Here is a 23,318-nt window from a genome sequence, read left to right as displayed (position 1 = left end):
GACAGCCGGTCCAGCCGGCGGGTACGGCCTCCGCGGTCCGGCGCAGCGGCACGGCCGGCTTCAGCCGCCGTCGGTGCAGGTGGGTGTGTAGGGACGCCCCGGCAGGTACCGCTCCCACTCGGCGCGGGTGAGGTCACGGTCCACGATCGCGCACGCGGCGCGCACCCAGGCCGACGGAGTCATCGGGTAGCGCATGGCCCACTCGTTGTCGCTGAGGACGACCAGCTCGTCGATCGGATCGGGCACCATGAAGGTCGACGCCTGCAGGTTCCCGGCCCCCGCCGGCAGTTCGTTCCGGACGACCCCACGTTCGAGGTCGAACACCGTGAACGTCCAGGCGGCGATCACGGCGGTGCGACCGTCGGGCAGCAGCTCCACCTGCATCGGCGGTCCGAACGCGTCGAGTGTCGTGGCCTGGGCCTCCCACGTGGTGGTGTCCACCACGTTGAGATCCCCGCCCTCACTGGCGACGAGGAGCGACCCGCCGTCCGGCGACCAGGCGAAGTCCCGGGCCCGGATCGGGTTCTCGACGCCGACGGCGGACTGCACCTGCAGCGTTGCCGTGTCCCGGATCTCCAGCACGGTGCCCCACCCGCCGCCCACGGCCAGGCTGCGGCCGTCCGGGCTGACCTCGAGCGCCTCTGGTACGACGTCCGTCGCCGCCTCGTCGGAGATCTCCCAGCTCCGGGTGTCGACGGCGAGCACGGCTCCACCCGCGGCCGACACGACCGGGTCACCGCTCTGTACCCCGACGAAGAGCCGCGAGCCGTCAGCCGCCCACGCCACGGCGCCCACCACTCCCACCGGGAGCGGCCGGCCGTCGGGACCGGGATAGCCGGCTGGGGGCACCTCGAACGTCGTGACGGAGTCGCGGGATCGTGCGTCGAGGACGGTGACGGCCAGGCCGGAACTGACCGCGATCAGGCTGCGGTCGGGGCTGACCGCGACGGACGCTCCGGACCACGCGTCCTCCAGTGTGTTCCCGACCGGGACCTCGTCGACGACCTCCCCGGTCCGTGGGTCGATGAACGTCGCGACGACCTCGGCGGTGCCGGGGCCGGAGTACGGCCAGTCACCCCGGACGGCGCTCCCGAACGGGCGGGTCGGGAGGACGACGAGTTCTCCCGGCTGCACGACGGCCGGCTCATCGGTGATCCACCGGTCGTCCAGCCCCGGGCGGGGTACGCCGAAGCCACCGGTGGGCGACACGTCCCAGACCGTCAGCATGCCGTCGCTCGAGAGGGTGTACATCCGGTCGCCCGACGGATCGATCATCGCCGTCCCCACGATGCCGCCGGCACCGGTCAGTGCCTCCTTCTCCGACCACCGCCCCGTCGCGGCATCGATGTCCCACAGCACCACCGACCCCTCCGCGCCGGTCGTGACGCCCCACGTGCCATCCGGGGCCACGTCCAGGTCGTTCATCTGGCCGGGCGCCGCGTCGAACTGCTGCCGGATCCGGCCGTTCCCGTCGTACAGCCGCACGCCGCCGTCGCTGCCGAGGAGGGCCGCCCCCGTGGGGAGTGCGCGGACCTCGAAGTAGATCGCCGGATCGTCCGTCGGGGCCTCGAGTCGGGCCTGCCGACCGGTGTCCAGCTCGACGAAGACGGCCGTCCGGCTCGGCGGGTCGACCAGCACGGCGGTGCTGCCGTCGGCCGCCATGAGCGCCGCCACGTCGGGCAGCGCGCCGGGCGCGACTCCCTGTACGCCCGTCTCCCGCCGGCCCCCGTCGACGAGGTCGACCTCGACCAGCCGCCACGTCGTCCGCGGCCCGTCGCCGGCCCCGGCGACGAGCAGCCGAGCACGGAGGCCGTCGGGCAGCACCACCGCGCCGATCGGCTCCCCGCCCACCTCCGAGCCGCTGAGTATCTCGCGGACGCCTCCGTCGGCGTCGACCGCGCGCACCCACGGCCCCGACTCGCCGGTACCGGCGGTCAGCAGCAGCGGGTCAGTCGGCGATGCGGCGGTGGCGCGCCAGCCCTCCCAGCCCTCCTCCACGTCCGCGATGAGGCGCGGCGGGTCCGGCGAGTCGACCGACCAGCTGTAGATCTGACCGCCGATGATCTCGTGACCGATGAAGATGGTCTGGCCGCCGTCGGCCAGGGAGCCGAGCGGCCCGCCGCCGTTGAGGTTCTCCGCGCGGACCACCCGTCGGCGCTCGACGAGCGTGCCCAGCAGGGTGCCCCGCGTCTCCGGCGTGTCCCGCAGCCGGAACCCCTGGACCGCCAGCAGGTAGGTCAGGTCCAGCGACTCCGCGGTGCCGGACAGCGCTGCGAGGCGGTTCGCGTCGGCGACGACGGAGGTCTCCTCGGCCACCGCCGTCGCGCGGTCGGCCGCCTGCTCGGAGCGCACGGCCAGCACGGCCGTCACGAGCGCGACGACGAGCACGCCCGCCAGCCCAACGGCCAGCCACCGCAGCCGCCGTCGGCCACGGGCTTCGGTCACGGCACGCTGCTGCGCGGCCCGCAGCTCCGCATCCGCCCGCGCCTTCGACGCCTCCAGGAACTCACGTTCCCCAGCGGTCAGCTCGTCCCCCGCCCCGGCCCAGTCGAGGGCCGCACCCAACCGGGCGCCGCGGTACAGCTCGTCATCGGGGCGGCCGCGGCGCTGCCACTCCTGGGCGGCGGGCGTCAGGTGCCCGCGGACGGCGCGACCCGCGGCGTCGTCGTCCAGCCACCGGGCCAGGCGGGGCCACCCGGTCAGCAGCGCCTCGTGCACGACGTCGAGGCGCTCGCCGTCGAGCGACAGCAGCCGCCGCGCCACGAAGGCGTCGATCACCCTGCGGCGAGCGGCACCGGTGTCGCCGTCCAGGTCGAGTTCCGCCAGCGGAACCGGTCGGCGGACGAGCGCTCCGCCCTCGTCGGTGTCGGCCAGCCGGACCAGCAGCCGCCGGGCGACCTGCTGCTCCTCCTCGTCGAGCGCCGCCCATGCCTCCTCGGCCGACCGGATCAGGGACGCCGTGACCCCGCCCGCCTCCAGGTAGCCGGCGAGGGTGAGCCGATCCCCCCGGCGGCGCTCCCAGGTGCCGACCAGGGCGGTCGACAGCAGCGGCAGGGCGCCCGGCCGGCCGAGGACGTCGACGACGACCGCGTCGACGAGCTCCTCCTCGACGGTCAGGCCGACCGCGGCGGCGGGCTCGCGGACGACGTCGCGCAGTTCCGCCTCGGTGAGCGGGGGGACGAGGACCAGCGCGGCGCCGATGCGGTCGGCGAAGGCGGCGTGCTCGGCGAGCCGCCCGACGTGGTCACCGCGGACCGCGGCCACGCACCGGACGACGACCCCGTCGTCGATCAGCCCCAGCACGGTGTCGAGGAAGGCGGCCCGCTCCCCCGGGTGGACGCCGGGCGCCCAGAGCTCCTCCAGCTGGTCGCAGACCAGTACCACCGGCGCATCCGGGCGGGCGTCGCCGGGCAGTGCGGCCAGGGCGTCCACCGGGGAGCTCCCGGGGGTGAGCACGACGGGGGTCCAGGCCGCGCTCCCCGGCAGGGCCCCCCTGGCCAGGCCGGGCAGCAGGCCGGCCCGGACGAGCGACGACTTCCCGACGCCGCTCGAGCCCGACACGACCACCAGAGGCGTGTCGACCAGCCGCGCCACCAGTGTGGTCACCGTCCGGTCGCGGCCGTGGAAGAGGTCCGCGTCGACGGCCTGGTAGGGGGCCAGCCCCTTGAAGGGGCACGTCGCCGCCGCCGGTCGCGGCGGCCGCACGGGCGAGCGTCCGTCCACCGGTGCGAGGGCGTCAGAGGCGTCGAGAGCCGGGTCCTGGGCGAGGACGGCCGCCTCGAGAGCGCGCAGCTGCGGCCCCGGGTCGGCGCCGAGCTCCTCCGCCAGTACCCGCCGGGCGCGCTGCAGCGCGGCCAGCGCATCGCCCTGCCGTCCCGAGCGGTAGAGCGCGAGCACGAGGAGACGCCACCAGTCCTCGCGCAGCGGGTCCTCCGTGACGAGGGCCTCCAGGTCGCCGACGACCTCGGCCTGCCCCCCCAGCGCCAGCCGCACCTCGAGCAGTGCGGTGCGGGCACCGGCCCGCAGTTCGGCCAGCCGCCGCCGTTCGGCCGCGGCGAACCCCGCGTCCGGCCAGTCCTCGAAGGGCTCGCCCCGCCACAGACCGAGGGCGGCGGTCAGCACCTCCTCCGCCCCCGCGGCGTCGCCGGTGACCAGCCGCGCCCGGCCCCGGGACACCAGCTCGCCGACGCCCAGCGCGTCGAGTTCGTCGGCGGTCACGGCCAGGGAGTAGCCGGCGCCTCGGCGCACCACGTAGCGCCCGGGCGACCCGCGCGGCCGCTGCGGTTCCAGGGCGCGGCGCAGCCGCACGAGGTGGACCTGCAACGACTTGCGGGCGCTCGGCGGGCGGTCGCCGTCCCAGAGGTGCTCGACGAGCCGGTCGACGCTGACAGCACCCGGTGCCTCCGCCGCGAGCAGCGCCAGGAGCAACCGTTCCTTGGCGCCCGGCACCGTCACCGGGCCGCCGGTGTCGCTGCGGACCTCCAGCGGTCCGAGGACCGCGATGCGCATGGCGCAGAAGCTAGCGCCGCCGGACGCACGTGGACAGCCGCGCCCGCGCGGATCGCACGGGTCGCTGCAGCCGGACCGCAGCCGTTCCGCACCCGGTCCGCAGGCGGGCGGCGCTGCGCTCGCCGCGTCGCCGGGACCAGCCCGGCACCGTGGTCCCCGGAGGAACCGGACATGTTCACCCGCCGCCCGATCCGCAGCCGCGCCCTGGCCCGCGCCGTCCCCCGACGCCGCCTCGCCGCCCTCGCCGTCCTCACCCCGCTCGTCACCGGCGGGGTGCTCACCGCCGCCGGTCCCGCCGGTGCCGTCCCCTTCGAGGGGAACCCCGACACCACTCGGTGCGAGCGCCTCGTGTCCCGGTCCGAGCTGACCGGGGAGCCGACCGCCCTCCCCGCTGACCGGCCGTTCGGGGCCGTCCCGCTCGTCGCCGTCCTGGTGCCGCTGTCCGAGTGCTGACGCCCGGCCCCGGCCCCGCCGTCCCCGGACGGCGGGGCCGGGGCTCGTCCGGAGCCCCGCCCCACCGTCCTCGGGCGGCGGGCGGTGGGGCGGCCGGTCAGACGGTGGCGAGCTCGGGCGCCTCGGTGGCGGGCCGGCCGAGCAGTGCGGCGGCCGGTGCCCGCTCCAGCACGGCGGCCAGCGCGCGGCGGCCGTAGAGGTCCGGGTGCACCCGCACGCAGCACAGGTCGCGGCTGACCACGGTCACGCCCCGGCCGTCGTCGGTCGGCACCAGCGCCTCGACCCGGGACCACGGCAGGCCGTGCACGTCGCCGTCGGCGTCGCGGTGGGCCAGACCCTCGCCGGAGACGACCAGCGCCACCCGGGCGGCGGGGTCGAACAGGCGCCGGTGCAGCGGCGGGCGGAACACGGTGCCCTCGGGCAGCGCCGGGAGGGTGCCGCACAGCGGCCGGCGGACCACGCCGGCCGGTCCGTCCCAGGGGACGGTGTCGGGCACGGCGAGGACGGCGGTCGGCTCAGCGCGGCGCAGCGCGGCGGTGACGTCGGCGGGGGTCACCGCACGCCAGGCCGCCAGCGCCTCCGCCGGCGGGCGGAAGGGCAGCCCGGTCGCCGCGCAGTAGGCGGCGTCGGCGAGCTCGGCGCCGACGGCGTCCTCCTCGTCGAGCTCGGCCTCCAGGCCCGCGACCGCGTGCGCCACCTCCTGCGGCGTCGGGCCGGCGGCGCACAGCTCGCCGAAGGTGCGCCACACCAGGTCGGCGACCTCGGCGTCGCGGCCGGAGCGGGCGTCGACGACCAGCGCCACCTCCCGCCGGTCGGCGGCGAGGTCGAGGGCGAGGGAGTCGACGGCGTAGGACAGCCCGCGGTCGTGCCGGGCCCGGTCGCGCAGCCGCTCGCCGGCCACCTGCACCCCGACGGCGAGCGCGGCGCCGGCCGGCCGGTCGGTGGCCAGCAGCAGGCCGACGCCTGGGACGTCGGTGCGGGTCCACACCGGCCCGTCCTGCGGGCGCGGCACCGGCAGCCGGCGCACCGGGCGCGGCCCGGCCGGCAGCGGCAGCCGCAGTCCGCCGGGAAGCGGACCGTGGCACCACAGCGCGGCGTTGCCGCGGACGAACCAGCGGGCCGCGTGCGCGCGCACGGTCTCCTCGGTCAGGTGCTCCGGGCCGGGCCCGGCCGACACCGTCAGCCCCGGGCCGGTGAGGCCGTAGCGGGCCGCCCACAGCGCGCTGACCGTGGAGGACGCCGAGCCGCAGCCCTCGGCCTGCAGCACCCCGGCCTCGGCGGCCATCCGCTCGGTGGGCAGGTCGGCCAGCGCCCGGCAGACCCCCTCGAGGAAGGCACGCACCGCCTCGGGCCGCCCGGTGGCGAAGAACGCGGTGCTGTCGACGTCGGTGACGGCGTTGCAGCGCAGGTGCGTGCGCGGCAGCGCGGCCATCGCCAGGTGCTCGACGAGGTGGGTGACCTCGATCGTCGCGAACGTCTCGTCGCGCAGGCCGACGCCGAAGACCAGCGCCGCGGTGGTGCGCTCCCGCCCGCCCGCGGTGAACACCGGGACGCCGTCGATGACCGTTCGCTGCACCGGCCCATGGTCGGGGCCCGGCGCCGCGCCGTCCCCGGCCGACACGCGGCCGGGGACGGCTGGGACGGGTGGGTCAGCGGGTCAGGCCGAACACCGAGATCGTGCCGTCGTCCTCGTTGCTGGCCAGGAACAGCCCCCGGCCCGGGACGGCGAGCAGCCCCTCCGGGGCGTCCCCGGTGGGCAGCACCTGCAGCAGCACCGGCCGCCGCTCGTCGCGGAGGTCGTACACCAGGACGGCGTCGCCGCGCTCGGAGCCGACGAACGCGTGGGTGACGCCGCGCACGCGGGCCACCTCGGCGCCCTCGAACTCCGCGCCCTTGTCGTCACTGCGGCCGTCGGGGTACAGACCGGCGTCGGCCAGCGCCTGCTCGGCCGAGCCGCCGGAGGAGAACAGCACCTCGCCGGCGGTCGAGAAGACCGTCCAGCCCCGGCCGCCGCTGGGCTCGGCGGCGAGGTCGCCCTCGTCGGCGGTGAGCAGGTTCCCGTCCGGGGTCCACTGGACGGCGTCGGGCTCGCGGGGCGCGGAGAGCTCGTCGTCGAAGGCGACCGCGCCGTCGTCCTCGACGTCGGCGTCAGTCCGGGTGACGCGGCCGGCGGTGAACGAGCCGGCCACCGTGCGGCTGCGCAGGTCGACCAGCGCGACGGCGTTGTTCTCCTGAAGGGTCACCGCGGCGACGTTCCGCCGATCGACGTCGACGTACTCGGGCTCGGGGTCCCCGGGGAACGCGAGGCCGGGCAGGCCGGCCAGCTCGACCCGGTCGACCGTCCAGTCGGCGGGCGGTCCCTGCAGCTCGACGACGGCGAGGAACCCGCCCGGCGCCTGGGGCAGCCCACCCTCGACGCCGTCCACGACCAGCTCCTCGTCGCGCTGGTTCTCGATCGCGATCGCGGCGAACCGGCCGTCGGGGCTCAGCGCGATCGAGTCCGGCTGCCCGCCGAGGTCCACCTCCTCGACGACCGCGAGGGACCGGAGGTCGACGACCACCAGCCGGCCCGACGGTCCGGTGAGGTCGTCGGTGCGGTCGACGACGGCGAGGGCGTACCGGCCGTCCCGGGTGGCGGTGACCGACGTCGGCTCCCCGCCGACGTCGACGGCACCGGCCTGCCGCGGCTGCTCGGGCCGGCTCAGGTCGACCACGCCGACCTCGCCGGCCGCCGAGTCGGTGTAGAGCACGGTGCGGCCGTCAGGGGTGACGGCGAGGATCTCGGCGACCTCGCCGGCGACGTCGAACGTGGCCAGCTCGGCGAACGACGGCACGGCGCGGCCGGGCGCGGCGGCGGCGGTGGTGCCGACGGCGAGGGCGAGCACCGCCGCGGGGACGGCGCGGCGGAGGAGGCGGAGGGACGAGCGCGTCACGGAGGGTCCTCGGGGTCCGGGGTCGGGTCGCGCCGACCCTCGCGGCCGGCGGTGACGGGCGGGTGACCGCCGGGCGAACGCCGGTCGTGCCGCCGGTGACCGGCTCGGCTCCCGGTGGCCGCGCTCCCCGGCCGGAGCGTGCGACGTCCCCTGCGGGCTGGGTTAGCGTCGCCGGGTGAGTGACAGCCTCCCCGCACCCGATCCCGCGGCCCTGGCCGCGACCGCCGCGACCGCCCTCACCGACGCCGTCGGCGGCGACCACGACGTCGCCGTCGTCATGGGCTCGGGGTGGGCGCCCGCGGCCGACGCCTTCGGCGAGCCGCTCCGCTCGGTCCGCATCGGCGACCTGCCCGGCTTCGCCGCCCCGACGGCGGTCGGCCACGGCGGCGAGGTGCGCTCGGTGCGCGCCGGGGACCGGAAGGCGCTGCTCTTCCTCGGCCGCACCCACCTCTACGAGGGCCGCGGCGTCGACCCGGTCGTGCACGGTGTGCGCACCGCCGCTGCCGCCGGGGTGCGCACCGTCGTCCTCACCAACGCCGCGGGCGGCCTCGACCCGCAGCACCGGGTCGGGCAGGCCGTGCTCATCAGCGACCACCTCAACCTCACCGCCCGCTCCCCGCTGGTCGGCGCGACCTTCGTCGACCTCACCGACCTCTACTCCGCCCGGCTGCGGTCCCTGGCCCGCGAGCTCGACCGGGAGCTGACCGAGGGCGTCTACGCCGCGCTGCCCGGCCCGCACTACGAGACGCCAGCGGAGATCCGGATGCTGCGCACGCTGGGTGCCGACCTCGTCGGCATGTCCACCGCGCTCGAGGCGATCGCCGCCCGCGCCGCCGGCATGGAGGTGCTGGGCCTGTCGATGGTCACCAACGCGGCCGCCGGCGTCACCGGCGAGAAACTCGACCACCAGGAGGTGCTCGCCGCGGGCAGGGCGGCGGCGGGACGGCTGGGGAAGACGCTCGTCGAGTTCACCGGCCGGCTGCCGTGACCGTGTCCGACGGCGTGCTCGACCGCCTGCTCGACGACGCCCGTGCCTGGGCCGCCGCCGACCCCCACCCCGGCGACCGCGCCGAGATCGAGGCCCTGGTCGCGGCCGGGGACACCGCCGAGCTCGAGCGCCGCTTCGCCGGGCCGCTGACCTTCGGCACCGCCGGACTGCGCGGCCCGCTGCGGGCCGGGCCGGCCGGGATGAACGCCGCCGTCGTCACCCGGGCGGCCGCCGGGCTCGGCGCGTGGCTGACCGACGCCGGCTCCGGCCGGGGCGCCGTGGTGGTCGGCTTCGACGCCCGGCACCGCTCCGACGAGTTCGCCCGGATCACCGCCGCGGTGCTGGCCGCCGCCGGGTTCGAGGTCCGGGTGCTGCCGCGGCCGCTGCCCACGCCGGTGCTGTCCTCCGCGGTGCGGTCGCTGGGCTGCGTGGCCGGCGTGATGGTGACCGCCAGCCACAACCCGCCGCAGGACAACGGGTACAAGGTCTACCTCGCCGACGGCGCCCAGCTGGTGCCGCCGGCCGACCGGGAGATCGAGGCCGCGATCGCCGCCGTCGGCCCGGCGTGCGAGGTGCCGCTGTCCGACGAGTGGGTGACCCTCGGTGACGACGTCGAGACCGGCTACGTGGCCGCCGTCGTCGCGGCGCTCGAGCCCGACCGGGTGCCGGCCGCCGACCGCGCGGCGGTCACCGTGGCCTACACCGCCATGCACGGCGTGGGCGCGGCGACGACCCGGGCGGTGTTCACCGCGGCCGGGTTCGCCCCACCGGAGAGCGTGCCCGAGCAGGACGGCCCCGACCCGGCGTTCCCGACGGTCACCTTCCCCAACCCGGAGGAGCCCGGCGCGGTCGACCTGCTGCTCGCGCTGGCCGCCCGCACCGGCGCCGACGTCGCCATCGCCGAGGACCCCGACGCCGACCGCTGCTCGGTGGTCTGCGAGGGCCGGCAGCTCACCGGCGACGAGGTCGGCGCGCTGCTGGCCGACTGGCTGCTGCGCCGCGGCGTGCGCGGCACCTACGCGGCCTCGCTGGTCAGCGGCTCGCTGCTGCACGCGCTGGCGCAGGAGCACGGGGTCCGGTTCGCCGAGACGCCGACCGGGTTCAAGTGGATCATCCGCGCCGGCACCGACCGCGACCCGCTGGTGTTCGGCTACGAGGAGGCGCTGGGCTACGCGGTCACCCCCGACGTCGCCCGCGACAAGGACGGCATCTCCGCCGCGCTCGCGGTCGCGCTGCTGACCGCGGAGCTCAAGGCGAGCGGGCGCACGCTGGTCGACCGGCTCGACGAGCTGGCGGTCGAGCACGGGCTGTTCGCCACCGGCCAGCTCTCGGTGCGGGTCGAGGACCTCTCGCTGATCTCCGGTGCGATGACCCGGCTGCGCGCCGACCCGCCGCGCCGGCTGCTCGGCCGCGAGGTCACCGCGGCCGACCTGCTGGACGAGGACCCGCCGGTCGACGCCGTCCGGCTGCTCGGCGACGGTGTCCGGGTGGTCGTGCGGCCCAGCGGCACCGAGCCGAAGCTCAAGGCCTACCTGGAGACCGTCGTCCCGGTGCACGAGGACGCCGGGGTGATCGCCGCGCGCGGCCGGGGCGAGGACGAGCTCGACCAGCTGCGCGGCGAGATGGCGCACGCGCTGGGGCTGTAGCGGTGGACGTCGGCGCGCTGGTCTTCGACGTGTTCGGCACGGTCGTCGACTGGCGCGCCGGCGTGGCCCGCGAGGCGGCGCGGCTGCTCGGGCCGTCGGTCGACGCGCCTGCCCTCGCCGACGCCTGGCGGGCGCGCTACCAGCCGTCGCTGCAGCGGGTGCGCGGCGGGGAGCGGCCCTTCGCCCCGCTCGACGAGCTGCACCGCGAGTCGCTGCCCGCGGCGCTGGCGGCGGTCGGGGTCGACGGCGTGCCCGACGACGTCGCCGACGAGCTGGTGCTGGCCTGGCACCGGCTCGACCCGTGGCCTGACGCGGTGCCGGGGCTGACCCGGCTGCGGCGGCGGTTCGTGCTCGCGCCGCTGTCCAACGGCGGCGTGCGGCTGCTCGTCGACCTGGCGCGGCGGGGCGGACTGCCCTGGGACCTGGTGCTCGGCGCCGAGGTCGTCGGCCGCTACAAGCCCGACCCGGAGGTGTACGACTCCGCGCCGCGGCTGCTGGCGCTGCCGCCGTCGCGGGTGTGCATGGTGGCCGCGCACGCCGACGACCTGGCCGCCGCGCGCGCCCGGGGGCTGCGGACGGCGTACGTGCACCGACCCGGGGAGTTCGGCGGCGACCCCGTGCCCGCCGCGACCGACCCCGGCGCCGACCTGTCGGTCGCCTCGTTCGAGGAGCTGGCCGACGCCCTCGGCTGCTGACCGCCGCCGACCGTGCGGTCGTGGTCGCCCACGGCGGCGTGTCCGCGCGCGTCGGCGACCACGACTGCGCTCTCGACCCGGCGGCGCACTGCCGCCGGGTCGAGAGGGTTCACCAGGTGGCGAGCTGGGGCTCCCGCGCCGCAGGCCGGGCGACGCCGTCGTACTGGTTGGGCCCGGGCCGGCCGGGCAGGCAGCCCACGACGACGAACAGCACGATCGGGCCGGCGATCGGCACCAGGCCCCACAGCAGGAACCAGCCCGACCGGCCGGTGTCGTGCAGCCGGGTCACCGCCGCGCTGATCGAGGGGACGAACAGCACCAGAGAGACCAACAGCGTGATCGGCCCGCCCGAGAAGCTCGCTTCGGCGCTGTAGGAGTAATAGCCGTCGTAGGCGTAGGACCCGCTGTACCAGGCCGTCCCGAGGGCGACGTCGGCCGCGATCGCCGCGACGCTGGCCGCCCACAGTGGCAGCGCGTAGTGCAGCCAGTAGGTGCGGCGGTCGATCCGCCCGCGGCGGACGTACCAGGTGCTGCGCTCCGGCGCTCGGGTGTGGCCGAGGTGGGCGTACTCGCTCATGTCCGTCTCTCCCTGTGCGGCCCCGGTCTGCGGGGCTCCGTGTCGTCGGGAGGGACTGTCGCGGCCGGCGCTTGACCTGCCCTTGTGGCCGACTGGAGGCCGACCTGCGACGTCAGGCCGGCACGGACTCCCGGCAGCCGGAGGCCAGGGCACGGGAGGCGGTCTCGAGCACGCGGACCACGTCGCGCCCGAAGCCGACGTCGCACGGGTGGGTGCCGCCGGTCAGCGCCGCCGCGGTCAGCTCGTCGACCGCCGCCGACAGGGACTCGACCGGGCTCTCGGTGTCGGGCAGCAGCACCAGCCGGCCGGCGTCACCGTGCAGCGAGAACTCGATCCCGGTGGCCAGCGGCGCCACGGTGTGCGACAGCGTCACGGTCGAGGCCACGCCGGGCGTTGCGTGCTGCAGCACCAGGTGCACGGTGTCCCCCGCGCCCGCGCCGGCCTGCACCGAGACGACCGGGCCGAGAGCCGGCACCAGCAGCGACAGCGCGTGCGGACCGATGTCCCACAGCGCGCCGTGCTCGCGGCGCCAGGGCGAGTCGAAGGGGCTGCCGGCCAGCGCGGACAGCCACGAGGCGGCGCCGCCGGCCAGTCGGGTGCGGGCGGCCTGCGCCAGCCACGTCGTCGTCGCGGCCTGGAAGCGGAAGGTGAAGAACACGACCGAGGCGACGCCGGCCGACCGCACCGCCGTCACCACCCGGTCGGCCTCGGCGGTCGACAGGCCGATCGGCTTCTCCAGCAGCAGGTGCCGCCCGGCCGCCGCGGCCTGCTCGGCGAGGGACACCTGCACGTCGGGCGGCACGGCGACGGCGACCGCGTCGACCCGGTCGAGCAGCGCGGCGAGGTCGTCGGTGCCCGGGACGTCGAACTCCGCGCCGACGGCGGCGGCCTTCTCCGCATCGCGACCCCAGATCCCGGCCAGCTCGGCGTCGGGGTGCGCCGCGATCGCCGCGGCGTGGACGGTGCGGGCCCAGTGACCGGTGCCCAGGACCGCGAAGCGCACGGTCAGACGGCGCCGAACTGGCGGTCGCCGGCGTCCCCGAGGCCGGGGACGATGTAGGCCTGCTCGTTGAGCCCCTCGTCGATGCTGGCGGTGAACACCCGCAGCGGCAGTCCGCTCTCCTCCAGCCGGCGCAGGCCCGGCGGGGCGGCCAGCGCGCACAGCACCGTGATCTCCGTCGCGCCGCGGTCGGTGAGCAGCGTGCAGCAGTGCACCAGCGACCCGCCGGTGGCCAGCATCGGGTCGAGGACGAACACGTGCCGGTCGACCAGCGACTCCGGCAGCGAGGCCATGTAGGCCTCGGGCTGGAAGGTCACCTCGTTGCGCGCCAGCCCGACGAAGCCCATCTGCGACTCCGGCAGCATCCCGTGCGCGGTGTCGGCCATGCCCAGACCCGCCCGCAGCACCGGCACGATCAGCGGCGGGGCGGCCAGCCGGTAGCCCGTCGTCGTGGTGACCGGGGTGGTGATCGGCTCCTCGGCCAGCTCGAGGTCGCGGGTGGCCTCGTAGACCAGCATCTGGGTCAGCTCGCGCAGCGCCGCCCGGAAGGCGGCGTTGTCGGTCCGCTCGTCGCGCATCCGCGAGAGCCGGGCACGGGCGAGCGGGTGGTCGACGACGGTGATCTGCACGGCCGCCACCGTATCGGTCGGCTCCGCCGCCCCGGCCGGGAAGCGGCCCACCCCCTCGGGGCGACCGCGTGCCCGGGACGGCGGGCCGGACAGGGAGAATGGCGGCATGACCCACGTGCTCGACCCCGGGACACTGGCGGCCGGGACCCGGCCCGGCCCGGGGCCCGGGGAGCCGTTCGACGACGTGACCCGCTCGGACGCCGCCCTCCGCGCCTTCCTGCACGGCCTGCCCGGTGTCGACCAGGTCGGCGCCGAGCAGCGCGCCGCCACCCTCGGCACCCGCTCGATCAAGACCACCGCCAAGGCGTGGGCGATCGACACCGCGATCGCGATGGTCGACCTGACCACGCTCGAGGGCGCCGACACCCCGGGCAGGGTGCGCAGCCTGGCCGCCAAGGCCCGCCGCCCCGACCCCACCGACCTCTCCTGCCCGCCGGTCGCCGCGGTCTGCGTCTACGGCGACCTCGCCGGCGTCGCGCGGGAGGCCCTGGCGGGCACCGGCATCCACGTGGCCGCCGTCGCCACCGCCTTCCCCAGCGGCCGGGCCAGCCGGGAGGTCAAGCTCACCGACGTCCGCGACGCCGTGGGCAACGGCGCCGACGAGATCGACATGGTCATCGACCGGGGCGCGTTCCTCTCGGGCCGCTACCTGGAGGTGTTCGACGAGATCGTCGCGGTGAAGGAGGCCTGCGGGGACGCGCACCTCAAGGTGATCCTGGAGACCGGTGAGCTGGTCACCTACGACAACGCCCGCCGCGCCTCATGGCTGGCGATGCTCGCCGGCGCCGACTTCATCAAGACCTCCACCGGCAAGATCTCCCCCGCGGCGACCCTGCCGGTCTGCCTGGTCATGCTCGAGGCGGTCCGCGACTTCCGCGCCGCCACCGGCCGCCAGGTCGGCGTCAAGCCCGCCGGCGGCATCCGCACCACCAAGGACGCGATCCGGCACCTGGTGCTGGTCAACGAGACCGTCGGCGCGGACTGGCTGTCCCCCGACTGGTTCCGCCTCGGCGCCTCCAGCCTCCTCAACGACCTGCTCCAGCAGCGGCAGAAGCTGCGCACCGGCCACTACTCCGGCCCCGACCACGTATCGGTGGACTGATCATGATCTCACCCGCCCCACCCCGTCCCGTGTTCGAGTACGCCCCCGCTCCCGAGTCGCGGTCGATCGTCGACGTCGCGCCGTCCTACGGCCTGTTCGTCGACGGCGAGTTCGTCGACGGCTCCGGGGAGCCGATGAAGACGGTCAACCCGGCCACCGAGGAGGTGCTCAGCCAGATCGCGGTGGGCACCGAGGCCGACGTCGACCGCGCGGTGCGGGCCGCCCGCCGCGCGTTCACCCGGGTCTGGGGCCCGATGCGCCCGGCCGACCGGGGCAAGTACCTGTTCCGCATCGCCCGGATCCTGCAGGAGCGGGCCCGCGAGTTCGCCGTCCTGGAGTCGCTGGACAACGGCAAGCCGATCCGGGAGTCCCGCGACGTCGACGTCCCCCTGGCCGCGGCGCACTTCTTCTACCACGCCGGCTGGGCCGACAAGCTCTCCTACGCGGGGCTGGGCCCGGACCCGCGCCCGCACGGCGTGGCCGGCCAGGTCATCCCGTGGAACTTCCCGCTGCTGATGCTGGCGTGGAAGGTCGCGCCGGCGCTGGCCACCGGCAACACCGTCGTCCTCAAGCCGGCCGAGACCACCCCGCTGACGGCGCTGCTGTTCGCCGAGGTGTGCCGCCAGGCCGACCTGCCGCCGGGCGTGGTCAACATCGTCACCGGCGCCGGCGACACCGGCCGCGCGGTCGTCGAGCACCCCGACGTCGACAAGGTCGCGTTCACCGGGTCCACCGAGGTGGGCCGCTCGATCGCCCGCGCCGTCGCCGGGACCCGCAAGGCGCTGACGCTGGAGCTGGGCGGCAAGGCGGCCAACATCGTCTTCGACGACGCCCCGATCGACCAGGCCGTCGAGGGCATCGTGCGCGGCATCTTCTTCAACCAGGGGCACGTCTGCTGCGCCGGCTCCCGGCTGCTGGTGCAGGAGTCGGTCCACGACGAGGTGGTCGCCTCGCTGCAGCGCCGGATCGGCACGCTGCGGGTGGGCGACCCGCTGGACAAGAACACCGACATCGGCGCGATCAACTCCGCCGAGCAACTGGCCCGCATCCGGGAGCTGTCCGAGATCGGCGAGGCCGAGGGCGCGCAGCGCTGGCAGCCCGCCTGCGACCTGCCCGACCGCGGCTTCTGGTTCCCGCCGACGGTGTTCACCGACGTCTCCCCCGCCCACCGCATCGCCCGCGACGAGGTGTTCGGCCCGGTGCTGTCGGTGCTCACCTTCCGCACCCCCGACGAGGCGGTGGCCAAGGCCAACAACACCACCTACGGGCTCTCGGCCGGCATCTGGACCGAGAAGGGCTCGCGGATCCTGGCCATCGCCGACCGGCTGCGCGCCGGTGTGGTGTGGGCCAACACGTTCAACCAGTTCGACCCGACGTCGCCCTTCGGCGGCTACAAGCAGTCCGGCTACGGCCGCGAGGGCGGCCGGCACGGGCTTGCCGCCTACCTGAAGGGGGCCTCCCACTGATGTCGGACCGGCTGGCCGTCCGCAAGACCTACAAGCTCTACGTCGGCGGGGCCTTCCCCAGGTCGGAGTCCGGCCGCACGTACGAGGTCACCGACGCCCGGGGGGCGTTCCTGGCCAACGCCGCGCAGGCCTCCCGCAAGGACGCCCGCGACGCCGTCGTCGCCGCCCGCGCGGCGTTCGGGAAGTGGTCCCGGGCCACCGCCTACAACCGCGGCCAGGTGCTCTACCGGGTGGCCGAGGTGATGGAGGGCCGGCACGCGCAGTTCTGCGAGGAGGTCGCCGCCGGCGAGGGGCTGTCCTCCGGGCGGGCGCGGGCCGTCGTCGACGCCGCGATCGACCGCTGGGTCTGGTACGCCGGGTGGACCGACAAGCTGGCCGCCGTGCTGGGCAGCGCCAACCCGGTCGCCGGGCCGTTCTTCGACTTCTCGCTGCCCGAGCCCACCGGCGTCGTCGCGGTGCTGGCGCCGCAGCGGTCCTCGCTGCTGGGCCTGGTCAGCGTGCTCGCGCCCGTCCTCGCCGGCGGCAACACCGCCGTCGTGGTGACCTCCCGCCGGCGGCCGCTGCCGGCGGTGACGCTGGGCGAGGTGCTGGCCACCAGCGACGTCCCCGGCGGCGTGGTCAACCTGCTCACCGGTGACGCCGCCGAGGTCGGCCCGTGGCTGGCCGAGCACGACGACGTCGACGCCGTCGACCTGACCGGCGCCCCGGCCGACCGGTCCCTCGAGCTCGAGCGGCTGGCCGCGGGCAGCATCAAGCGGGTGCTGCGGCCGCCGGCCGAGGAGCCGGACTGGACCGCCGACCCGGGCACCTCGCGGATGACGCCGTTCCTGGAGACCAAGACGGTCTGGCACCCGAAGGGCGTGTGACCGGAACCCCGCCCCGGGGTCGCGCTCCGGAGCGGGACGGGCAGGATGTGTTCCGTGGCCAGGCCCAGCATCGTCCCGATCGCGCTCACCGTCGACGACCGAACCGGTTACACGCTGTGGGCGCCGCCGTGGGAGGAGGACGGTGAGGAGTGGCAGGCCTTCCTCGGCACCTCCGTCGGGGACACCGCCTCGGTGCACCTGTTCCCCACCCCGGCCGCGCTGGCGGCGTTCTGCCGGACCGCCACCGACCACGACCTCGCCGACCACCCCGTCTGGCCGGTCGTGACCGGGCTGGGCGCGGCCGACCTGACGCCCGACGACGACCACCGCTACGACCTCGACGGCGTCTACGACATCGCCGCCGAGAACCCCGACCGGTGGGCGGTCGAGGAGCTGGCCGCCACGATCGACATCGTCAGCCGGCTCGCCGAGTGCCTGGACGGCGGCGGCGACACCGACGACGCGGACGACACCGCCGACGAGGTCGAGGAGCTCGACGAGGAGACCGAGTTCCCGGCGCTGGCCGAGCTCGTCGCCCGGCCCGAGATCGGCTCGCTGGGCCTGGGCGTGGACGCGTTCGTCGGCCGCTCCGGCGAGGACGCGTGGGTCGGCGTCGGCGGGGCGTTCGACGAGCTGTGGGAGGACGTCCTCGAGGAGCTGTCGGGCCACCTGGACTGGACCGGCGCCGGCACCACCACGATCGACGCCTACCCCTCGGCGGCCGAGGACGACGACCTCGACGCCGACGAGCCGGCCGACGACGCCGTCGACACCACCGACGAGGAGTCCGGCGGGACCGCCCGGGCGGCCGGGGCCACCGCCGTCGGCTCGCAGCGGACCGTGGCGCGGGGCTCGGACGGCTCCGGCGAGCGGCCGGCCGCCGGGTCGACCGCTGCCGCACCGGCGGAGGCCGCGACCGCGGGCGTGAGCACCATCCGTGGCGGGAGCCGGATCACCGCGACGCCGGCGGCGGTGGCGGCCGCGGCGGAGTTCTGGGAGGCCGTCGGGATCCTGCCGGTGGAGCTGGTCGTCCCCGAGGGCGCCGGGGTGACGCTGCGCTGCTACGTGGAGGACGTCGCCCGCTTCCTCGGCCGCGACGGCGAGATCTGGCTGTTCAACACCCCCGCCGACCTCGCCCGGTTCCTCGCCGGGGACGAGCAGCACGACCTCACCGAGATCGCCTCGTGGCCCGAGGTCGCCGACACCGACACGCTGCCGCTGCCGGCCGAGCAGGACCGCTACGACCTCACCGAGCTCACGGAGGTCCTCACCGAGGTCGCCGGCGGGGCCGCGGGCCTGGTCGACCACGGCATCCTGGCCCAGCCGGTCGAGGGCGCCCGCGACGTCGCCGAGTACGCCGGGCTCTCCCGCGTCGACGAGCTGCTCGCGCCCTCCGCTCCGCTGGGCCGGGCGGTCGCCATCGGCGAGCAGGCGTCCGCCACCCCGCTGCGCGCGGAGGACGCCGCCGCGCTGCGCCCCGCGTGGGACGAGGTCGTCACGCAGGTCGGCAGCGCCCTGGTCTTCCGGCACTGAGGGCCCGACCGGCTCCCTGTTCCTGGCACGGTCGTGCTCTGCACACACCTGTGTGGAGAGCACGACTGCGCGCAGGACGGCACAGCGGCCGGTCCCGGGACCCGGGACCAGCCGCTGGTGAGGTGATGGAACGGCCCCGCGTCAGTCGCGCGCGGGCGCCGGACGGTCGGGACGGGGACCGCGCTCACCGGGACCGCGGAACCGGTCGCGGTCACCGGCGGGACGGCGCGGGCGGTCCCCCTCGCGACGGCCGCGCTCACCCTCGCCGTGGGACCGGCGGTGCCGGTCGCCGTCCCGGCGGGGGCGGTCGCCGTCCCGGCGCGGACGCCGGCCACCGGGGCCGCCGTGCGGGCGCCGCGACTCCCGGGCCGGCCGCTCGACCGGCTCCACCGGCACGCCGCTGGCGACGAGCTCGGCGATCGGGGCGTCGCCCGGCCGGAGGCGGCTGACCTGCGGGTCGACCTTCGCCTGGCGGAACCGCCGCTTGGCCTGGCCCACCTGGTCGGGCAGCAGCAGCGAGACCACCACACCGGCGGCACCGGCGCGGGCGGTGCGGCCCGAGCGGTGCAGGTAGGTCTTGTGGTCAGCCGGCGGGTCGTAGTGCAGCACCAGCGAGACGTCGTCGACGTGGATGCCGCGGGCGGCGACGTCGGTGGCCACCAGCACCGGGCTGCGGGCGTCGGTGAACGCCTCCAGCGCCCGGCGGCGCGCCGACTGCGGCAGGCCGCCGTGGATCGCCTCGGCCTTGATGCCGGCCGCCCGCAGGTTCTCCGTCAGCCGGTCGACGCCGAGCTGGGTGCGGGCGAACACGATGGTCCGGCCCGGCCGTGCGGCGAGCTCCTGGGTCACCGGCACCTTGTCGCGGAAGGCGACGCTGTAGGCGCGGTGCTCGGCCGGCGGGGCGTCGTCGCCGGGGCGCTTGACCTCGTGGCGGGCGGGGTCGGTCAGGTAGCGGCGGACCAGCGCGTCGACCTCGCCGTCCAGCGTCGCCGAGAACAGCAGCCGCTGGGCGTCGGGGCGGGTCTGGTCGAGCAGTTCCTGCACGACCGGCAGGAACCCGAGGTCGGACATGAAGTCGGCCTCGTCGACGACGCTGACCTCGACCTCGGCGAGGGTGGCCTCGCCCTGGGCGATGAGGTCCTGCAGCCGGCCGGGCGTGGCGACGACGACGTCGACGCCGCGGCGCAGCTGGCTGATCTGCCGGTACATCGGGGCACCGCCGTAGACGGTGACGAGCTGGGCGCCGATGGCCTGACCCAGCGGTGCCAGGTTGTCGGCCACCTGCTGGGCGAGCTCGCGGGTGGGCACCAGGACCAGTGCCCGCGGGGCGCGGGGCCCGCGGCGGGCGGTCAGGCCCATGCGGGCCAGTAGCGGCAGGCCGAAGGCGAGGGTCTTGCCCGAGCCCGTGGCGGCCTTGCCCAGCACGTCACGCCCGGCGAGGGCGTCGGGCAGGACGGTGGCCTGGATGGCGAACGGCGAGTGGATGCCACGCCGCTCCAGCGCCGTCACCAGCTGCTGGGGCAGGCCCAGCTTCGCGAAGGTGGGACCCGCGGGAGCGGAGGTCGGGGCGGCCGGCTCGGGGGTGGTCTGGGGGTCGATCGGGGTGTCGTCCTGGGTGTCGACGGCGTCGACGGGGGCGAACGAGGACATGCGGGTGTGGGACTCCGATACAGCTCGGGCGCGTCCCGTGGAGTGCGCGGGCGCCGTCTCGGCGTCCTCACTGGCGATCGCGGGCGTCGTGGGACGCGGCGGATCTGCACGGATGCGCTCGTGCCCGGACGGACCGTCCGGGAGGATGTCCGGCGAGTGCCGGCACACCCACCGTAACAGCGGAGGTCGTCCCGCCGTTCCGCGAACGGGCGGTGGCCGTGCTCACCCGCGCAGGGCGGCGAATCCCGGTCGGACGACGTCGTCGAGCAGCCGGGTGCGCTCGGACTCGTCGAGGAAGGCCGCGGCCAGCGCCCGCTCGGTGACGCTCTGCACGTCGTCCCAGCCCCAGCGGTGCGCGGCGGTGACGTCGGCCAGCTCGCTGGTCACCGACACCCCGCTCATCAGCCGGTTGTCGGTGTTGACCGTGACGGCGAAGCCGAGCCGGTGCAGCCGGCCGACCGGGTGGGCGGCGATGGAGGTGTAGGCGCCGGTCTGCACGTTCGACGACGGCGCGACCTCCAGCGGTACCTGCTCGTCGAGCACCCGCTGCGCCAGCGGACCGAGCGGCCCCTCCCCCGGCACCTCGTCGGCGATGCGGACGCCGTGGCCCAGCCGCTCGGCGCGGGCGCCGTCGAGCGCGGCACGGATGCTGTCCACGCCGGCGGCCTCGCCGGCGTGGACGGTGCGGTGCGCCCCGGCCCGGTCGAGCAGCGCGATCGCCTCCGGGTGCCGGTCGGGCGGGAAGCCGATCTCCGGTCCGGCCAGGTCGAAGCCGACGACGCCGGCGTCGCGGTACCGCACGACCAGGCCGGCGACCTCCTCCCAGCGGTCGGCCTGCCGCATCGCGCACAGCAGCGTGCCCACGCCGATCGGGGTGCCGGCCGCGGCGGCCTCGGCGCTGCCCTGCGCGAAGCCGTCGAGGATCGCCTCGACCGCCTCCTCGATCGGCGTGCCGCCCGTGGTGAGCAGCTCCGGCGCCATGCGCACCTCGGCGTACACGACGCCGTCGGCGGCCAGGTCGAGGGCGCACTCGCGGGCGACCCGGCGCACCGCGTCGGGCCGCTGCATCACCCCGACGGTGTGCGCGAACGTCTCCAGGTAGCGCACCAGCGAGCCGGAGTCGGCCGCCTGGCGGAACCACGTGCCCAGGGCCTCGGCGTCGCCGGCGGGCAGGTCGCGGTAGCCGGCCTCGTCGGCGAGCTCGAGCACCGTCTGCGGCCGCAGCCCGCCGTCGAGGTGGTCGTGCAGGAGGACCTTGGGGGCGCGGCGGAGGGCGTCGGCGTCGAGCGGGGCGGGCACCGCGACATTGTCGCCCCACCGGCCGACACCGCCGCCACGTGCCGTCCCCAGCGGCGCGGAGCCCTGGCCCGCGTCCAGGGGCCCGCCCTGAGCTCGCGAAGGGTGGGGAGGACGGGGTCCTTCATTCGTCGTGGAGGCCTCCGGCCCCCACTCCTCGGCCTCACCGCGTCCCGCGGTCCTGCCAGCGGAAGGTCAGGACGCAGAGCACCAGCCCGGCCACGCACCAGGCACCGAGGACCAGCGCCACCCGGCCGAGCTCCCACGACCCGGCCGGCTCGGAGGCGGCGAGCGCGTCGGGCAGGAACACCGACCGCAGCCCCTGGGCCATCCACTTCACCGGGAACAGCGAGGCGAGGTCCTGCAGCCAGCCGGGCACCTGGTCGAAGGGCAGGAACACCCCGGACACGAACTCCAGGACCAGCGCGATCGGGGTGACCGTGGCCGACGCGGACCGCCCGTTGCGGGCCAACGAGGACACCGCGATGCCCAGCAGGGTGCAGGCGGCCGCGCCGAGCACCGTGACCCACACGAAGGTCAGCCAGTCCGCGCCCGCGGGCAGGTCGATGCCGTACACGGCGACGCCGACCAGCAGGAGCAGCGCGACCGTCGCCGCGGTGACGGCGAGGACCTGCACGACCTTGCCCACGAAGTAGGCGCTCTTGGGCATCGGCGTGCCGGCCAGGCTCTTGAGGGTCCCGTCGGAGCGCTCCCCGGCGATGTGGATCGCCATGTTCTGCAGGCTGGCGCCGACCACCCCGGCGGTGATGACCCCGGCCATGAAGTACTGCGGGAAGTCCACGCCCGACCCGAGGTCGTAGTCAAGCACGGCGCCGAGCGCGAGCAGCAGCACGACGGGGAAGACGAGGGTGAAGACCACCGACTCCCGCTGCCGGAAGAACTCCTTGAGCTCCACGCCGGCGCGGGTGCGGTACACCCGGACCGGCGAGGGCAGCGCGCCGCGCCCCGGGGCCGCCGTCGTCACGACGACATCCCCTCGCTCCGCTCGGCCGCTCGATCCGCTCCTCGCTCGCCGGCGCTCGCTGCGACGCCCACTCCCTGGGGCCTGCCGATCATCTTCAGGTACACGTCCTCCAACGTCGGGCGGCTGACCGCCAGGTCGGGCACCTCGCCGGGGAACCGGGCGGCGAGGTCCCGCACGAACGCGGTGGGGGTGGTGGTCTCGGCGCTGCGGCGGACGCCGTCCTCGGTCCAGCTGACGACGGCCGGCGCGGTCTCGCGGCCACCCAGCGCCGAGGGGACGGCGACCTCCGCCAGCCGGCCGTGGGCGAGCACGCCGACCCGGTCGGCCAGGGCCTCGGCCTCGTCGAGGTAGTGGGTGGTCAGCAGCATCGTCGTGCCCAGGTCGCGCAGCGAGCGGACCAGCGCCCAGAACTGCCGCCGCGCCTCCGGGTCGAAGCCGGTCGTGGGTTCGTCCAGGAACAGCAGCCGCGGCCGGCCGACGATGCCCAGTGCGACGTCGAACCGGCGCCGCTGGCCGCCGGAGAGGGTCCGCCCGCGGGCACCGGCCTGCTCGGTGAGCCCGACCAGCTCGAGCACCTCGGCAGGGTCGCGGGGGTCGGCGTAGTAGGACGCGCGCGCCTCCAGTTGCTCGCGCACCGACAGCTGGCTGTCCCCGCCCCCGGACTGCAGGACGATCCCCAGGTCGGCCCGCCACCGGCGGCCGCCGCGCGCCGGGTCGACGCCGAGCACGCGCACCTCGCCGCCGTCGCGGGACCGGTAGCCCTCGAGCACCTCGACGGTCGTCGTCTTGCCGGCGCCGTTGGGGCCGAGCAGCGCGAAGATCTCCCCGCGCCGGATGTCGAGGTCCAGCCCGTCGACGGCGGCCCGGTCGCCGTAGCGCTTCACCAGGCCGCGGACCGAGATCGCGGCGTCCGGGTCGAGCGGGTCACCGGGACGCGGCCGGTCGTCGGCCACGACGTGCGCGGACGTGCTCGTCACGAGGGTCCAGTGT

Annotated in this window: 18 protein-coding genes; 8 read left to right on the top strand and 10 right to left on the bottom strand. The window is 76.2% G+C overall.

From position 1 onward, the window contains the following. Nucleotides 1-60 precede the first annotated feature (60 nt). Nucleotides 61-4,509, bottom strand: a complete 4,449-nt coding sequence (locus ACI79V_RS17250) for an nSTAND1 domain-containing NTPase (protein WP_456891130.1) — start codon at nucleotides 4,507-4,509, stop codon at nucleotides 61-63. A gap of 171 nt (nucleotides 4,510-4,680) precedes the next feature. Between ACI79V_RS17250 and ACI79V_RS17245 the strand changes: the two genes are divergently transcribed. After that, nucleotides 4,681-4,962 carry a hypothetical protein gene (locus tag ACI79V_RS17245; protein WP_456891129.1) on the top strand — a complete coding sequence of 94 codons (282 nt, stop codon included), beginning with the start codon at nucleotides 4,681-4,683 and terminating at the stop codon, nucleotides 4,960-4,962. Nucleotides 4,963-5,059: 97 nt separating this feature from the next. On the opposite strand, the gene ACI79V_RS17240 is transcribed toward ACI79V_RS17245, so the two are convergent. Beyond that, nucleotides 5,060-6,538, bottom strand: coding sequence for a hypothetical protein (locus ACI79V_RS17240; RefSeq protein ID WP_456891127.1), 1,479 nt, complete (start codon nucleotides 6,536-6,538; stop codon nucleotides 5,060-5,062). Between the two features lie 73 nt (nucleotides 6,539-6,611). Further along, entirely contained in the window at nucleotides 6,612-7,895 is a 1,284-nt protein-coding gene (locus tag ACI79V_RS17235) for a hypothetical protein (protein WP_456891125.1), read from the bottom strand. A gap of 175 nt (nucleotides 7,896-8,070) precedes the next feature. Between ACI79V_RS17235 and ACI79V_RS17230 the strand changes: the two genes are divergently transcribed. The 3 genes from ACI79V_RS17230 to ACI79V_RS17220 are packed head-to-tail and all read left to right on the top strand — an operon-like array spanning nucleotide 8,071 to nucleotide 11,224. Next, nucleotides 8,071-8,883 carry a purine-nucleoside phosphorylase gene (locus tag ACI79V_RS17230; RefSeq protein WP_456891123.1) on the top strand — a complete coding sequence of 271 codons (813 nt, stop codon included), beginning with the start codon at nucleotides 8,071-8,073 and terminating at the stop codon, nucleotides 8,881-8,883. Then, nucleotides 8,880-10,529: a phospho-sugar mutase gene (locus tag ACI79V_RS17225; RefSeq protein WP_456891121.1), complete on the top strand. Its 1,650-nt coding sequence runs from the start codon at nucleotides 8,880-8,882 to the stop codon at nucleotides 10,527-10,529. Before ACI79V_RS17230 ends, ACI79V_RS17225 begins: the two co-directional genes overlap by 4 nt. Before the next feature lie 2 nt (nucleotides 10,530-10,531). Further along, on the top strand, nucleotides 10,532-11,224 hold the full coding sequence (locus ACI79V_RS17220; protein WP_456891119.1) for a haloacid dehalogenase type II: 693 nt from the start codon (nucleotides 10,532-10,534) through the stop codon (nucleotides 11,222-11,224). A 109-nt stretch (nucleotides 11,225-11,333) separates the two neighbouring features. Here the strand turns inward: ACI79V_RS17220 and ACI79V_RS17215 are convergent, their stop codons facing one another. From ACI79V_RS17215 to upp, 3 genes are all read right to left on the bottom strand, one after another. Further along, the gene (locus tag ACI79V_RS17215) at nucleotides 11,334-11,801 is read right to left on the bottom strand and encodes a DUF805 domain-containing protein (protein ID WP_456891117.1); all 468 of its coding nucleotides are present in this window, start codon (nucleotides 11,799-11,801) and stop codon (nucleotides 11,334-11,336) included. Between the two features lie 112 nt (nucleotides 11,802-11,913). After that, on the bottom strand, nucleotides 11,914-12,804 hold the full coding sequence (locus ACI79V_RS17210) for a Gfo/Idh/MocA family protein (RefSeq protein ID WP_456891115.1): 891 nt from the start codon (nucleotides 12,802-12,804) through the stop codon (nucleotides 11,914-11,916). A 2-nt stretch (nucleotides 12,805-12,806) separates the two neighbouring features. Further along, complete coding sequence (gene upp, locus ACI79V_RS17205; RefSeq protein WP_456891114.1) at nucleotides 12,807-13,430, bottom strand: uracil phosphoribosyltransferase; 624 nt, start codon at nucleotides 13,428-13,430, stop codon at nucleotides 12,807-12,809. 106 nt (nucleotides 13,431-13,536) lie between these two features. Here upp and deoC point away from each other — a divergent pair, with 106 nt between their 5' ends. From deoC to ACI79V_RS17185, 4 genes are read left to right on the top strand one after another with little or no spacing between them, the layout of a single operon-like run. Next, nucleotides 13,537-14,532 (top strand): deoxyribose-phosphate aldolase, encoded by a 996-nt coding sequence (gene deoC / locus ACI79V_RS17200; RefSeq protein WP_456891112.1) that lies wholly within the window; start codon nucleotides 13,537-13,539, stop codon nucleotides 14,530-14,532. Nucleotides 14,533-14,534: 2 nt separating this feature from the next. Further along, nucleotides 14,535-15,998 (top strand): aldehyde dehydrogenase family protein, encoded by a 1,464-nt coding sequence (locus tag ACI79V_RS17195; protein WP_456891110.1) that lies wholly within the window; start codon nucleotides 14,535-14,537, stop codon nucleotides 15,996-15,998. Further along, complete coding sequence (locus tag ACI79V_RS17190; protein WP_456891108.1) at nucleotides 15,998-16,864, top strand: aldehyde dehydrogenase family protein; 867 nt, start codon at nucleotides 15,998-16,000, stop codon at nucleotides 16,862-16,864. Before ACI79V_RS17195 ends, ACI79V_RS17190 begins: the two co-directional genes overlap by 1 nt. A gap of 54 nt (nucleotides 16,865-16,918) precedes the next feature. After that, a complete protein-coding gene (locus ACI79V_RS17185) occupies nucleotides 16,919-18,397 on the top strand; it encodes a hypothetical protein (RefSeq protein WP_456891106.1) in 1,479 nt (492 codons plus the stop codon). A gap of 141 nt (nucleotides 18,398-18,538) precedes the next feature. On the opposite strand, the gene ACI79V_RS17180 is transcribed toward ACI79V_RS17185, so the two are convergent. The 4 genes from ACI79V_RS17180 to ACI79V_RS17165 all read right to left on the bottom strand — a co-directional run bounded on the left by ACI79V_RS17180 (nucleotide 18,539) and on the right by ACI79V_RS17165 (nucleotide 23,305). Continuing rightward, the gene (locus ACI79V_RS17180; protein WP_456891104.1) at nucleotides 18,539-20,047 is read right to left on the bottom strand and encodes a DEAD/DEAH box helicase; all 1,509 of its coding nucleotides are present in this window, start codon (nucleotides 20,045-20,047) and stop codon (nucleotides 18,539-18,541) included. Nucleotides 20,048-20,269: 222 nt separating this feature from the next. Beyond that, nucleotides 20,270-21,346, bottom strand: coding sequence for an adenosine deaminase (locus ACI79V_RS17175; RefSeq protein WP_456891102.1), 1,077 nt, complete (start codon nucleotides 21,344-21,346; stop codon nucleotides 20,270-20,272). A 160-nt stretch (nucleotides 21,347-21,506) separates the two neighbouring features. Further along, entirely contained in the window at nucleotides 21,507-22,328 is an 822-nt protein-coding gene (locus tag ACI79V_RS17170) for an ABC transporter permease (RefSeq protein WP_456891100.1), read from the bottom strand. Next, entirely contained in the window at nucleotides 22,325-23,305 is a 981-nt protein-coding gene (locus tag ACI79V_RS17165) for an ABC transporter ATP-binding protein (protein ID WP_456891098.1), read from the bottom strand. Before ACI79V_RS17165 ends, ACI79V_RS17170 begins: the two co-directional genes overlap by 4 nt. Nucleotides 23,306-23,318 lie beyond the last annotated feature (13 nt).

It is taken from the genome of Geodermatophilus sp. SYSU D00700 (assembly GCF_054050255.1).
Note: the sequence above shows the minus strand (reverse complement) of the source record. Positions and strands in the feature narration are given on the sequence as shown.

Coding starts and splice junctions, on each gene's coding strand:
- ACI79V_RS17250 (WP_456891130.1), bottom strand. CDS start 4,509: ATGCGCATCGCGGTCCTCGGACCGCTGGAGGTCCGCAGCGACACCGGC.
- ACI79V_RS17245 (WP_456891129.1), top strand. CDS start 4,681: ATGTTCACCCGCCGCCCGATCCGCAGCCGCGCCCTGGCCCGCGCCGTC.
- ACI79V_RS17215 (WP_456891117.1), bottom strand. CDS start 11,801: ATGAGCGAGTACGCCCACCTCGGCCACACCCGAGCGCCGGAGCGCAGC.
- deoC (WP_456891112.1), top strand. CDS start 13,537: ATGACCCACGTGCTCGACCCCGGGACACTGGCGGCCGGGACCCGGCCC.
- ACI79V_RS17195 (WP_456891110.1), top strand. CDS start 14,535: ATGATCTCACCCGCCCCACCCCGTCCCGTGTTCGAGTACGCCCCCGCT.
- ACI79V_RS17190 (WP_456891108.1), top strand. CDS start 15,998: ATGTCGGACCGGCTGGCCGTCCGCAAGACCTACAAGCTCTACGTCGGC.
- ACI79V_RS17180 (WP_456891104.1), bottom strand. CDS start 20,047: ATGTCCTCGTTCGCCCCCGTCGACGCCGTCGACACCCAGGACGACACC.